This window comes from Agrobacterium sp. NPDC090273 (assembly GCF_044772305.1).
GTDB lineage: Bacteria > Pseudomonadota > Alphaproteobacteria > Rhizobiales > Rhizobiaceae > Agrobacterium.
The window spans coordinates 122,887-134,818 of record NZ_JBIVYN010000008.1; the positions used below are offsets into that span (position 1 = coordinate 122,887).

14 protein-coding genes are annotated in these 11,932 nt (G+C 56.7%); 3 read left to right on the plus strand and 11 right to left on the minus strand.

Annotation, left to right across the window (positions count from 1 at the left end):
• Nucleotides 1-2: 2 nt before the first annotated feature.
• The 8 genes from ACIQT8_RS20625 to pcaD all read right to left on the minus strand — a co-directional run bounded on the left by ACIQT8_RS20625 (nt 3) and on the right by pcaD (nt 6,265).
• Nucleotides 3-842 carry a transporter substrate-binding domain-containing protein gene (locus ACIQT8_RS20625; protein WP_138792811.1) on the minus strand — a complete coding sequence of 280 codons (840 nt, stop codon included), beginning with the start codon at nt 840-842 and terminating at the stop codon, nt 3-5.
• A 70-nt stretch (nt 843-912) separates the two neighbouring features.
• Nucleotides 913-1,563: an amino acid ABC transporter permease gene (locus ACIQT8_RS20630; RefSeq protein ID WP_138792810.1), complete on the minus strand. Its 651-nt coding sequence runs from the start codon at nt 1,561-1,563 to the stop codon at nt 913-915.
• 10 nt (nt 1,564-1,573) lie between these two features.
• Nucleotides 1,574-2,242, minus strand: coding sequence for an amino acid ABC transporter permease (locus ACIQT8_RS20635; RefSeq protein ID WP_400969048.1), 669 nt, complete (start codon nt 2,240-2,242; stop codon nt 1,574-1,576).
• 368 nt (nt 2,243-2,610) lie between these two features.
• Nucleotides 2,611-3,672, minus strand: coding sequence for a 3-carboxy-cis,cis-muconate cycloisomerase (locus tag ACIQT8_RS20640; protein ID WP_400969051.1), 1,062 nt, complete (start codon nt 3,670-3,672; stop codon nt 2,611-2,613).
• 21 nt (nt 3,673-3,693) lie between these two features.
• The gene (gene pcaG / locus ACIQT8_RS20645; protein WP_400969054.1) at nt 3,694-4,314 is read right to left on the minus strand and encodes a protocatechuate 3,4-dioxygenase subunit alpha; all 621 of its coding nucleotides are present in this window, start codon (nt 4,312-4,314) and stop codon (nt 3,694-3,696) included.
• 2 nt (nt 4,315-4,316) lie between these two features.
• Complete coding sequence (gene pcaH / locus ACIQT8_RS20650; protein ID WP_138792806.1) at nt 4,317-5,057, minus strand: protocatechuate 3,4-dioxygenase subunit beta; 741 nt, start codon at nt 5,055-5,057, stop codon at nt 4,317-4,319.
• A complete protein-coding gene (gene pcaC, locus ACIQT8_RS20655) occupies nt 5,054-5,464 on the minus strand; it encodes a 4-carboxymuconolactone decarboxylase (protein ID WP_400969057.1) in 411 nt (136 codons plus the stop codon). Before pcaC ends, pcaH begins: the two co-directional genes overlap by 4 nt.
• A gap of 3 nt (nt 5,465-5,467) precedes the next feature.
• Nucleotides 5,468-6,265, minus strand: coding sequence for a 3-oxoadipate enol-lactonase (pcaD, locus tag ACIQT8_RS20660; RefSeq protein ID WP_400969060.1), 798 nt, complete (start codon nt 6,263-6,265; stop codon nt 5,468-5,470).
• 92 nt (nt 6,266-6,357) lie between these two features.
• On the opposite strand from pcaD, the gene pcaQ reads away from it, so the two are divergent.
• Entirely contained in the window at nt 6,358-7,308 is a 951-nt protein-coding gene (gene pcaQ / locus ACIQT8_RS20665) for a pca operon transcription factor PcaQ (protein ID WP_400969230.1), read from the plus strand.
• On the opposite strand, the gene pobA is transcribed toward pcaQ, so the two are convergent.
• The gene (gene pobA, locus ACIQT8_RS20670) at nt 7,287-8,459 is read right to left on the minus strand and encodes a 4-hydroxybenzoate 3-monooxygenase (RefSeq protein WP_400969063.1); all 1,173 of its coding nucleotides are present in this window, start codon (nt 8,457-8,459) and stop codon (nt 7,287-7,289) included. The genes pcaQ and pobA overlap by 22 nt on opposite strands.
• Nucleotides 8,460-8,575: 116 nt before the next feature.
• Here pobA and ACIQT8_RS20675 point away from each other — a divergent pair, with 116 nt between their 5' ends.
• Complete coding sequence (locus ACIQT8_RS20675) at nt 8,576-9,472, plus strand: helix-turn-helix domain-containing protein (RefSeq protein WP_400969066.1); 897 nt, start codon at nt 8,576-8,578, stop codon at nt 9,470-9,472.
• Nucleotides 9,473-9,502: 30 nt separating this feature from the next.
• On the opposite strand, the gene ACIQT8_RS20680 is transcribed toward ACIQT8_RS20675, so the two are convergent.
• The gene (locus ACIQT8_RS20680) at nt 9,503-9,769 is read right to left on the minus strand and encodes an acyl carrier protein (protein WP_400969069.1); all 267 of its coding nucleotides are present in this window, start codon (nt 9,767-9,769) and stop codon (nt 9,503-9,505) included.
• A gap of 343 nt (nt 9,770-10,112) precedes the next feature.
• Here ACIQT8_RS20680 and ACIQT8_RS20685 point away from each other — a divergent pair, with 343 nt between their 5' ends.
• Nucleotides 10,113-10,580 (plus strand): BA14K family protein, encoded by a 468-nt coding sequence (locus ACIQT8_RS20685; protein WP_400969072.1) that lies wholly within the window; start codon nt 10,113-10,115, stop codon nt 10,578-10,580.
• Nucleotides 10,581-10,622: 42 nt separating this feature from the next.
• On the opposite strand, the gene ACIQT8_RS20690 is transcribed toward ACIQT8_RS20685, so the two are convergent.
• On the minus strand, nt 10,623-11,708 hold the full coding sequence (locus ACIQT8_RS20690; protein WP_400969075.1) for a LacI family DNA-binding transcriptional regulator: 1,086 nt from the start codon (nt 11,706-11,708) through the stop codon (nt 10,623-10,625).
• Nucleotides 11,709-11,932: the final 224 nt, after the last annotated feature.

Sequence of the window (11,932 nt, forward strand, 5' to 3'; positions counted from 1 at the left end):
GATTACTTCACGGTGAAGGGGATGTCGGGCAGAGAATCCGGGAAACTCGGAACTTCGCGCTTCATCCACTTGTCGTAGATCTTGGCGAGCTGTCCGTCCGACTTGATCTTGTCGAGGAAAGTATTGATGGTCTCGTTCCAGTCTTTCTCACCGGGACGTGTACCCGCACCGTTGTAGAGCGTCGTCAAATCGAACTTCGGTTCGTATTTGTCTTTGGCCGCCGCATTCAGGCGGTCGCCATAGAACTGATTGCCGCCGACAACTTCGACCTGACCGGAAATAAGCGCCTGGATGTTGGCTGCGTCATCGTCGAAGCGCAGGATGTTGGCTTTGCTTCCTGCGCCGGCCGTAATGGACGTATCCATGGCGCTCGACTTCGGAACGCCAACTGCAACGCCGGTAAGATCGTCATAGCCGGCGATTTTCTTGTCTTTTGGGCCATATACCGAGAGAACGTTGCCGGCGTAGGGCTTCGAATATTGGATCGTCTTGGCGCGTTCTGCCGTCATGCCCATCGTCGCAAAAAGCACATCGACCTTGCCAGTCAGAAGCGCCGGGATGCGGTTTGCCACCGCAAGCGGCACGAACTCGACCTTGACCCCGAGATATTCCGCGAAAGCCTTGCCAATATCAGCGTCAAGACCGTCCTGTACGCCGCTTGAGTTCACGAAACCCCAGGGCGAATTGTCTCCCTGGATGCCGATGACAACCTTGCCCTTGGCCTTTGCTTCTTCAACGGTACCCGCGAACGCATCGACCGGTGCCACGAATGGCAGGGCGACCGTTGCTGCGGCGAGCGCGAGCAGGGTTCGGCGTGAAAATGTCGTCCTGGTGTTTTTCATCTTTTGCTCCTCCTTACAAAGCTGATGAATGGTGCATTTCCGAAGGGAAATGCGTGGATAAAAGAGGTGGTTAGCGCGACGCAGTCTGCAGTCGTCTTTCAACGCCGGCGCCCCAAAGGGAAAGCGGCCAGCAGATCAGGAAATAGATCACGCCGACGAGCGCGAAGACGGTGAGCGGGCGGAATGTCTGGTTTGAGACAATCTGGCCTGCGCGTGACAACTCAACGAAACCGACTATGGCTGCGAGCGAGGTGCCCTTGATGAGCTGCACCATGAAGCCGATCGTGGCAGGCAGAGCGATTTTGAAAGCCTGCGGCAAAACGATGTCCTTCATGATGGAGCCGTAGTGCAGCCCAAGCGCCTTAGCGGCCTCGGTCTGTCCCTTCGGGACGGCCTGAATGCCGCCACGCCAGATTTCACCAAGAAACGCGCTGGCATGCAGGGTGAAGGCAATGGCAACTGCAATCCAGGCGTCGACATTGAGGCCGGCAAGCGCCACGCCGTAGTAAACGACGAAGAGCTGCATCAAGAGCGGAGTGCCCTGGAAAACGGCGATGTATCCCGTCGTGACACGTTGGGCGAGGGGGCTTTCAGCCGTGCGGGCAAGCGCTACGCACAGCCCGAAAACACCGCCGCCGATAAAGCCGATGATTGTCAGCGCAAGCGTCCACTTAAGACCTTGCAGCAGGAAAAACAGTTCGTTGGGGCCGATGGATGCCATTGTCGTCGCCTCACTTGACCGGATAGCTGAAGGAAATGCGGGAGATGAGGCCGAAGACACCCATCATCAGCGACGAAATCACCAGATAAAGCAGAGTGATCGAGAAATAGACTTCAAAGGAGCGGAAGGTGTCAGCCTCTATCTTTTGCGCGACGGACGTCAGTTCGTATGCCGCAATCGACGTACAGACCGATGTCGTCAAAGTCAGCATGATGAACTGGCTAGTGAGCGAGGGGTATACGGCGCGCAAAGCCGGCTTGAGGATGATGTGCCGGAAGATCTGCGAGCGGTGCAGGCCAAGTGCCAGTCCGGCCTCCACCTGACCCTTCGGTATGGAATCGACGCCGCCGCGAATGATTTCGATGGCATAAGCTCCACCGTTCAGGGCGAGCGCGATGATCGCGGTGACAGTCGGGTTTAGCTTGATGCCAATCTGCGGGAGGGCGAAGAAGATGAAGAAGATCTGCACGAGAAATGGGGTGTTGCGGATCGCTTCGACAAAGCCGATGACAATGCCACGTAAAATCTTGAAACGAGACCTGCGCGCGATGACGCCGAGGACGCCGATAACGGTGGCAAGGGACATGCCGGCGATTGCAAGGCCGATTGTCGCCAGACACGCGACCAGCAACTCAGGCAGGCGTTCGTAAACCGCCGTAAAATCGAGACTGTATGACATTCTTCCTCCAACCCGTCTGGTGCGAGCCAGTGCCCGGGGGCTCCGTCCGCCGCGCTTTGAAACCTTCGGTCCCAAGCCTCCTCCATCCGGTATTTTGTCTCGCCTGAAGCGCAGTCTCCTCTCGCGCATTCCGGCCTTGTTGAGTTTGTTTGTACCAGTTAGTTCATTTTTGTGTCAAGCATTTCGATTGGTGAAAAATCCTGATTTCCTTGATTTTTCAGTTTTATTGCGATCCGTAAAAGATGTTTTATTTCAATGCGTAATGACGTAACGGGCAGCCCGTTTCTCGATGCGCGAGGTGAGCTTCGTTCGGTGCGCTGTAGAAGCGCTAGCAGGTATCATTCGTCAAACGCTTGCGGGCATTTTCTTCAGCTTTCGGTGCTGCCCAGTTTATCGATCTGAGCAACAAGCCGCTCGGCAACAAGCAATGCGTTTCCGGTTGCTGTGACCATTTGCGGCAGGACCAACCATTCCAGCATCCAGCCCGCGCCGGATCGTTCCTGCTCATGAACGAGCGACTGATGCAGCGCTGAAAGCTGCACAGCGTTATATCGTGCGAGCGTTACAAGAGTTTCAGCTGAAACGGGATTTTGTTTATGCGGCATGGCAGAGGAGCTGCCACCACCGGACAGGCGAATTTCCCCACCCAGTTCGGCCAGAAGGGCGATGTCCTGTCCAATCTTACCGAGGCTCCCGGTTGTCAGTGCAAGCAGGTTTCCGAATTCAGCAATCCCGTCACGCTGGCTATGCCATTGCGGCTTGTCGGTGAGGCCGAGCCGCGTCGCTAGGATGGCGCGCACGGTCTCAGCCTTGTCTCCGAGCTTTTCGAGCGTGCCGGCAGCACCACCGAACTGAACCGCAAAACCGTTTTGCGCGTAGTTCTCCAGCCTGAAAAGATGACGCTCCAGTGGTTCAGCCCAGCTCCGCACGCGGTCCGCGACGGTGATGGGTATTGCCGCTTGCATTCGCGTATACCCCATCAGCCTCTCTTTGCCGTCACGCGATGACAGGGCATCCAGGCCATCGGCAAGGCGCCCCAGCCGTGAAACGATAATTTCTGACGCCGCTTTCAGCCGAAGCATCAGGCTGGTGTCGATCACGTCCTGGCTGGTCGCACCATAATGAACTCTCTCTGCCGCTGGCCCACCGACTGCCGATCGTAACTGCCGAACCAGTTCGGGCAGGACAACGCCATCTTTCGCAACGCCGTCCCGAAGGGCTGTCATGTCTGCGGAGAATGCCGACAAACCAGTGACGATCGATGCCGCCGCATCTGCTGGAATGAGACCGGCCTCCGCCTCTGCTTCAGCAAGTGCGACTTCGAAGCGCAACATCGCGTCGATATCGGATCTCGCAGAAAACAGCTCGATAATTTCGCTGTCTCCGAAAAGGCCGGATAAGAACGGATGTTCGAAAGGCAGAAGGCTCATGTCTGGTTCCGGTATGGCTGGTCAGATATCGAAGAACACGGTCTCGCCTTCGCCCTGGAGGCGAATGTCGAAACGATAGGTGTTCCCTTCTTCCCTGGTGGCGATCAGCGTTGCAAGCCGGCTTTTATGCTCGACGCGGGCAAGCACCGGATCGGCGGCATTGGCTTCCTGCTCCTCCGGGAAATACATGCGGGTATGCAGTCCGATATTGATGCCGCGCGCGACGATCCAGAACGTGATGTGTGGTGCCATCATGCGGCCGCCCTTGAAGGGGACAGGGCCTGGTTTGATGGTTTCGAACACGAACTCGCCGGTGTCCATGTCGCCCGGCGAGCGCCCCCAGCCAATGAAGTTGGGATCGGCGGCACCACGCGTTTCGCTCGGGCTGTTGTAGAGCCCGTTCGAATCCGCCTGCCAGATTTCGATCAAGGCATCCTTGAGCGCATTGCCGCCGCCATCGTAGACCGTGCCGCGCACGGTGATGCGTTGGCCAAGGGCATTGTCGTTATAGAGGGCGCCCGAGCCAAGATCTTTTTCGAATATGCCTTCGATACCCACGAAGTTCGGTGTGCAACCGATGTGTACGTAGGGCCCTGCCGTCTGCGAGGAGGTTTCTTTGAAGTAGTTGAGCGGCTGAACCATGGTCAGTTACCCTCCATGCGGTTCTCGAATACTGTCGAACGGCGACCGCGCAGAACGATATCGAATTTGTAGGCACGCATGTCCATCGGGATGGTGGAATTCATGTCGAGCGGTGCAATCAATCGCCTGATCGCGTCTTCGTCAGGAATGGTTTTGACGATGGGACAATTCCAGATCATCGGATCGCCCTCGAAATACATCTGTGTGATCAAGCGCTGTGAAAAACCGTGGCCGAAGACCGAGAAATGGATGTGGGCCGGACGCCAGTCGTTCACACCGTTTGGCCAGGGATAGGCACCGGGCTGGATCGTCTTGAACCAGTAATAGCCATTCTCGTCAGTAATCGTGCGGCCAACACCGCCGAAATTCGGATCGATCGCCGCAAGATAGGATTCCTTCTTGTGACGGTAACGTCCACCTGCGTTGGCCTGCCAAAATTCGACAAGCGCCCCTTCGACGCCACGGCCTCGTTCATCGATAACCCGGCCGTGAACAAGAATACGGGGCCCGATCGGCATTTCGCCGGGCCGCGCATAGTTGAGGATGAGGTCGTTATCCAGTTCATTCAGCATGTTATGGCCGAAAACCGGCCCGGTGATCTCGCTTTTTGTGCCATCCAGCGAAATCAACGCACGCTGTGGTGACCGCAGGATCGAGGTCTTGTAGCCCGGTGCAAAAGCGGGTGGATGGATGTCCCGGTCACGTGCGAAGAACGGCCCAGTTTCGGGCGGTGTGTTGCTCATTTCGTCTCCTCCTCACGAGAACTATCGGCGCGCATGCTGGCCAGCGCAAGCTTGGCGATCTTGAAGGCGTGGTTTGCAGCAGGAACCCCGGCATAGATTGCAACATGCAACAACGCCTCGCGAATGTCTTCGTCTGTCGCGCCGGTATTGACGGTTGCACGCACATGCATTGCAAGTTCTTCATCCTGTCCAAGCGCTGCAAGCAAAGCGATGGTGACCATCGAACGCTCACGTTTTGTCCAATGGTTGCCAGACCACACGGTTCCCCAAGCGGACTCTGTAATAAGCTGTTGGAAAGGTTGGTCGAACGGGGTGGTCACAGCTTCAGCGCGATCGACATGGGCATCGCCCAGAACCGAGCGACGCGTTTTCATGCCGCGTTCAAATTTGTCTTTATTTTCAGCCATCGATCAGGCCTCCGGCAAGGTATTGAGAAAATCACTGACGGCTTTTGCATAAACCGCCGGTTGCTCAAGGCAGGGAATGTGGCCGCATTGCTCAATGGTGATGGAGCGTGCACCCGGTATCAGGCTTGCGAGCGTCTCTATCAGCTCAGGCGACGTCGAGCCGTCGCCATCGCCCGCGACGCAGAGTGTCGGGACCGAGATGCGGCGAGTGGCTTCGGTAAAGTCCGCGTCGCGAATTGCTGCACAGGTGCCGCTGTAGCCTTCTGCCGGCTGGCGTGCCAACATGTTGCGTGCGCCGGCGTAAATCACGTTCGACGGATCGCGGAATGCCGGTGTGAACCAGCGCTCCATGACCGGGTCGATCAGAGATGACAGGCCATCGGCGGAGATCTTTTCGATGCGGCCGTTCCACATGTCGGCTGTGCCGATTTTGTGGGCCGTGTTGCTAAGCACGAGTGCCTGCGCCAAATCGGGGCGGCGGGCGAAAAGGCCCTGCGCAACCAATCCACCAACCGATAGACCCCAGATGATCGCCTTCTTGACGCCGAGATGATCGAGCAACGCGATCAGGTCATCGACGTGATCGTCGATAGAGTAGGGCGTAGCGCCAATATCGGACAAACCATGTCCGCGCTTGTCGTGCAGCACAAAAGCGTAGTTTTCGCCAAGCGCATCAATGACGGGCTGCCAGATGCGAAAGTCTGTTCCAAGCGAATTGATAAAGGCGATGACTGGCTTTCCGCTGCCAAGTCCCGTGGCGCGGAAGTGGATCGCGTTGTCGCCAGAACGCAGAAAATTCATGATGACTCCTCCTGCCGGCGATATTGCAAGTGCCATACGGTTAAGTAAAATGAGTTTATTGATGAAAATGATAACCTATGGATTATGGATCGATGGTCGACCAGCGCATAAAGTTCCGACACCTGCAGACCTTCGTGGAGGTTGCGCGCCAGAAAAGCGTCATCAGAGCGTCGGAAATTCTTCATGTGAGCCAGCCGGCGGTTACCAAAACCATCCGTGAACTGGAAGAAATCCTCGGTGTATCGCTGTTTGATCGCGAAGGGCGCGGTATCAGAATAAGCCGTTACGGAGAGATCTTTCTGCGGCATGCAGGTGCGACGATGACCGCGCTCAGGCAGGCTGTCGATTCCGTTTCGCAGGAAGCTGGACGGGCAGGACCCCCGGTCAGGATAGGAGCTCTTCCAACCGTTTCGGTCAGGATCATGCCAAAGGCGATGGACGGTTTTCTCGCAGAAAAAACCGGAAGTCCCGTCAAGATCGTCACTGGGGAAAACGCTGTCCTTCTGGAACAGCTAAGGGTCGGGGATCTCGATCTCGTTGTCGGTCGTCTGGCTGCGCCGGAAAAAATGGCCGGTTTTTCCTTCGAACACCTTTACTCCGAAAAGGTCCGTTTCGTCGTCCGTGCAGACCATCCTCTTCTTGGTGAAGGCGTCTCCGTTTTCGAGCGCCTGCACGAGTTTCCGGTGCTCATGCCGACGCGGCAATCGGTGATTGGTCCTGTTGTCGAGCAATTCCTGATCGCCAATGGCGTTTCGGCCTTGCCCATCCGCATCGAAACGGTTTCCGATGCATTTGGACGCGCCTATCTGAGAACCAGTGATGCCGTCTGGATCATTTCCGAAGGCGTTGTCGCAGCGGATATCGCCGATGGGATTTTGGCGATCCTGCCCGTGGATACCGGCGATACCAGCGGCCCCGTTGGACTGACTGTGCGTGCAGATACGCAACCGTCATTGCCGCTGGCATTGCTCATGCAGGCCATTCGCGAGACGGCGAATGACCTACTTTCCGAAGCCACCGGTCAGAACGGCAGGCCGACGTAATTCTCCGCGAGCGACGTGGAAGCAGCACGCGAATGCGTCAGATAGTCGAGTTCGGCTTCCTGAATGCGTTGCCCGAAATCTCCGGTTTCAGGGAACCGGTGCATCATTGTTGTCATCCACCAGGAGAAGCGGACCGCTTTCCAGACGCGGGCGAGTGCGTTTTGCGAATAGGCGTCGATGCCTGCTTCTGACTGTTCATTGTAAAATTCGATCAATGCCTCACTCAAGTAGTGAACATCGCTTGCCGCGAGGTTCAGTCCCTTGGCCCCGGTTGGTGGCACGATGTGCGCGGCATCTCCTGCCATGAAGAGACGGCCAAAGCGCATCGGCTCCGAAACGAAGGATCGCAAAGGAGCGATCGACTTTTCGAAGGAGGCGCCAGTCGTCATGCCTTGCGCATGTTCCTCGGGAAGCCGGGTGCGTATCTCGTCCCAGAAGCGTTGATCGCTCCAGTCCTCAACCTTGTCGTCCAGCGAGCACTGAATGTAATATCGGCTGCGTGTTTGCGAGCGCATGGAACAGAGTGCAAAGCCGCGCGGATGGTTGGCATAGATCAGTTCATGACTGACTGGCGGCACATCGGCTAGAATGCCGAGCCAGCCAAACGGGTAAACACGCTCGAATTCCTGGATGGCCTTTTGCGGAACAGACTTGCGGCTGACACCGTGAAAGCCATCGCAACCCGCGATGAAATCGCAATCAATGCGGTGCGTTAAGCCATCCTTTTCATAGGTAACATAGGGACTTTCGCCATCGAAATCGTGGGGGATGACGTTTGATGCATCGTAGATTGTGGTCGCGCCGGCGTTCTCGCGCGCATCCATGAGATCATGTGTGACCTCTGTCTGGCCATAGACCATGACGCGTTTGCCGCCCGTCAGATCGAAGAGGTCGATGCGGTGGTCACGGCCGTCGAAAGCCAGAGAAAATCCGTCATGCGGCAAGCCCTCCCGGTGCAGTCGTCCCGCGGCCTCGACCTTTTCGAGGAGGTGGACTGTGCCCTCTTCCAGGACGCCGGCGCGAACGCGGCCAAGAATATAGTCCTTGCTGACGCGATCCAGAATAATGTTGTCGATGCCGGACTTCGCCAGCAACTGGCCGAGCAAAAGGCCCGACGGGCCAGAGCCGATAATGACGACCTGCGTGCGCATTCTTTCCTCCCGAAATTATCTCCGGTCAAGAAATTGCCGTTGCCAAAGCAGGTTCTCAATGGACTTTTCCGCGCAATAATTGCACAATCCGACCATCGGAGGGGAGGCCGAATTGAATGCGTGCTGCGATGGGAGATCGACTTTACGGGGAGGAGCCGGTACCAGACAGCGAGTTTCGGTTTCATTGCGAAACGCTTTATTCGAGAAGCAGCCTGCACCGGTTCGAGATCGGTTCGCACCGGCATGCAGGGTTTCTGCAGGTACTCTTTATTTCCGGCGGTGAAGGCGACGCCGTATTCGAGGGGCGGGTCGAGCCGATCAATCCGCCGGTCGCGATTGTTGTCCCACCGGGGTTCGAGCACGGTTTCAGATTTTCGCGAACGATCGAAGGCGTGATCGTTACGGTTTTACCGGGAGCGCTTTCAACCTCTACGCAAGCCGTGCTGCGCCGAAATTTCGCAAACCCCAAGCTCATGGCTTTGAAAGACATCCCGGAGCTTGATTTGCTTCAGTCAGCCTTCCAAACCATTTCACGAGAGTACATCGCGCATGAGGTGGGGTGGGACGCGATGATCGAAGGGCAGCTCGCTGTCGTTGCGACCTGGCTTGCCAGGATTGCCCGTCCTATCAGCCTGGAGAGGGGAGACGGTGTCACGGAAAAACGCTTCGACCTTCTGCTTTCATTGATCGCTCGGCATGTACGCGAGCCTCGTCAGGCTGCCTTTTATGCGGAAAGGCTTGGCCTTTCTCAAACGTATCTCAACCGGCTTGTCAGAAACGCCTGCGGCTTGAGCCTGCAACGGCTTGTCGCCAGGCGACAACTCGAAGTCGCCAAGCAGGAACTGATATTTACAGCCTCGACAGTACGGATGATTGGCGAGGGCCTGGGTTTTGCCGATCCGGCCTACTTCAATCGGTTCTTCAGGCGCGAGACTGGTATGTCGCCTCAAGCCTGGCGCCTGGCCGAGCAGCAGAAAATGGCGGTCTCGGCCACGGCTTTAGAGCCAATCTGACGCCGTAAATCGTGAGTTTCAGTCTACCGTTCAGCCTTTGGCCGTCTCTATGAAACGGATGGCATCTCCGACTGTGATGATCTTGTCTGCCGCCTTGTCCGGGATTTCGAGATTGAACGCCTCTTCGATTTCCATGACGATCTGTACGACTTCGAGGGAATCTGCATTCAGATCGTCGGAAAAACTCGCCTCGTTGGTGACTTTGTCGGCGTCCACCCCGAGTTGCTCTACGATGATCTGCGTCACGCGGGCCGCAACGTCGTAGTCTGCAGGTTCAATTTGGTTCGGAACATTCATTATCGTCACCTCAGTTCTAATCTTGCCTCCCGGTGTCGCATGATGCCCACCGATAGAAGGCGAAAATACCAATTGCCAGAAAAACGAGGATTATAAGGCTACCAAAGGTCGACATTGCATTCTCGATTTAACAGATCAAGACGTCACGCTAGGCTTCGGAAATCGAGTACGGCAACGATGATTTGGTAATGTATTGTATATCAAAAATTGCGTGGCGGCAGTTTCCGTATCTGAAACTTGCCGGTTTTTTATAAGTTGTTTCCCGCCCGAAATCGCCACTCTCCCGCCACGAATGCCCTCGTTTTCTTCCGCTTCTTAGCCGACCGAAAAAAAGGAGAATGGAATGAAACAATTTGGCAGGAAAGCCAGCCTTGCGTTGGCCGCCATGGTCACCGTGACATTTGTGATGACGCCGCCTGCGATGGCTGCGCCTTTTGACCTGCTGCATGGGACTGACATCCTGGTCGCGCAAAACGCGCCCGGGGAGTGGAACGGTTACCACGGCCTCCGTGAGGGACGTGACGGTTACAGACGTGGGCCCGACGGATGGTGGTATCCTTTGGCTGCCTTTGCGGCCGGCGCGATCGTCGGTGGAGCCGTCGCCGGTAACGCGCAGGAAATGCCGCCGCCCCCAGACAATGGAAATCCGCCTCCACCGCCGCCGCCGGGAGCAAGGCATATGCACGAGCGGGCGCTTTCCCCGGATCATTATGCATGGTGCGCGAAAAGATACAGGAGTTACCGCGCTGCGGACAATTCCTACGTGCCGCATGCCGGTGTGCGCGCACAATGCCTGTCGCCTTTCAACTGATTGCTCAAAGAAGCAGGCCCCGGCACGATCGCCGGGGCGGCTTCACGAAGAAACGGATGTTCCCAAGGGGCTCGCAATCGAGGCACGCTGGATCACCTCTGTTTCCAGCACCACGCGTCGGGCTGCGGCATCAAATCCGCTAAGGCGTTCGACGAGCAGCTTTGCCGCCATCTCGCCAAGCCGGTAGACGGGTTGGCGTACCACTGTGACAGGCGGAGAGGTGACCGCTGTCCAATCGGCGTCATGAAAGGAAATGAGAGAAAGATCGTCGGGGATCGAAAGGCCTATTGCTCTTGCCGTCTTGAACACTTCAAGTCCAATAACACTGTCCGATGCAATGATCGCAGTCGGACGATCCTTCGCTTCAAGCATCGCCCTTGCAATCTCGCTGGCAAGTTCAGGCGTCGATGCGCCCATCTGAACAGTCATTTCGCTTTTGCTGAAGCCTGCCTCGTGACAGATGTCGAGGTAACCCTCAACGCGGCGACGGACCGATCCGGTGTTGATGTCGCCTGGGGAGCGGAATATATGGTCAGGCGTGTCACAGGCGGTCAGATAGGCTATGCGCCGATGGCCAAGGGCGATCAGCTGGCGTGTGACGCCTTCTGCAGCATGCCGATCATCGGCGATCACAGTATCGACCTCGAAGGCCTCTATTCCCCGATCAAGCAAGGCGAGAGGGCGTCCTGAACGGGCAACCTCCCGCAAGTGCTCGACGTCGCTTTCCTTAGCGGGTGAAACAATCAGGCCATCGACGCGCTTTGCGAGCAGTGTGCGGATCGCCTCCTTTTCCGCGCTGACGTCCTCTCCTGAATTGATGAGAATAACCGTGAAGCCGGCTTGGCGGGCGACATCTGCGATGCCGCGCATGGCGAGGCTGAAGAACGGGTTCTCGATATCCCCGACGACAACACCGATCGTGCCCGAGCGTCCTGTCGTCATGCTGCGGGCAAGTTCATTCGGACGGTAGTCCAGCGCGCGGGCGGCTTCCGTGACGATCTCGCGAACACGTTCGCTGACGGTTCCGTATCCGCCCAGGACGCGCGCCGCCGTCGCTTTCGAGACGCCTGCCTTGCGGGCGACATCGGCGACGGTCACGGAGCTGTTTTGGGTCAAATTCGGTTCCATGAAACAAGCCTTACAAGAGATATTGACGAGTAGCAAATGCGAAGATAACAATTGACTTAAATCAAAGAGACCGGTCTCAATCAATAAAGAGACCGGTCTCATAATGAAGTTTCTAATTAATCGGCATGTGATCACATGGTCCGGACGCGAGCTGCAATGTCTTCGTCCGGGTGGGACCCGTGTGGCTTCAAAAATCGCAAAACGTTACCACCAGAGGAGAATGA

Coding starts and splice junctions, on each gene's coding strand:
- ACIQT8_RS20625 (WP_138792811.1), bottom strand. CDS start 842: ATGAAAAACACCAGGACGACATTTTCACGCCGAACCCTGCTCGCGCTC.
- ACIQT8_RS20630 (WP_138792810.1), bottom strand. CDS start 1,563: ATGGCATCCATCGGCCCCAACGAACTGTTTTTCCTGCTGCAAGGTCTT.
- ACIQT8_RS20635 (WP_400969048.1), bottom strand. CDS start 2,242: ATGTCATACAGTCTCGATTTTACGGCGGTTTACGAACGCCTGCCTGAG.
- ACIQT8_RS20640 (WP_400969051.1), bottom strand. CDS start 3,672: ATGAGCCTTCTGCCTTTCGAACATCCGTTCTTATCCGGCCTTTTCGGA.
- pcaG (WP_400969054.1), bottom strand. CDS start 4,314: ATGGTTCAGCCGCTCAACTACTTCAAAGAAACCTCCTCGCAGACGGCA.
- pcaH (WP_138792806.1), bottom strand. CDS start 5,057: ATGAGCAACACACCGCCCGAAACTGGGCCGTTCTTCGCACGTGACCGG.
- pcaC (WP_400969057.1), bottom strand. CDS start 5,464: ATGGCTGAAAATAAAGACAAATTTGAACGCGGCATGAAAACGCGTCGC.
- pcaD (WP_400969060.1), bottom strand. CDS start 6,265: ATGAATTTTCTGCGTTCTGGCGACAACGCGATCCACTTCCGCGCCACG.
- pcaQ (WP_400969230.1), top strand. CDS start 6,358: ATGGTCGACCAGCGCATAAAGTTCCGACACCTGCAGACCTTCGTGGAG.
- pobA (WP_400969063.1), bottom strand. CDS start 8,459: ATGCGCACGCAGGTCGTCATTATCGGCTCTGGCCCGTCGGGCCTTTTG.
- ACIQT8_RS20675 (WP_400969066.1), top strand. CDS start 8,576: ATGCGTGCTGCGATGGGAGATCGACTTTACGGGGAGGAGCCGGTACCA.
- ACIQT8_RS20680 (WP_400969069.1), bottom strand. CDS start 9,769: ATGAATGTTCCGAACCAAATTGAACCTGCAGACTACGACGTTGCGGCC.
- ACIQT8_RS20685 (WP_400969072.1), top strand. CDS start 10,113: ATGAAACAATTTGGCAGGAAAGCCAGCCTTGCGTTGGCCGCCATGGTC.
- ACIQT8_RS20690 (WP_400969075.1), bottom strand. CDS start 11,708: ATGGAACCGAATTTGACCCAAAACAGCTCCGTGACCGTCGCCGATGTC.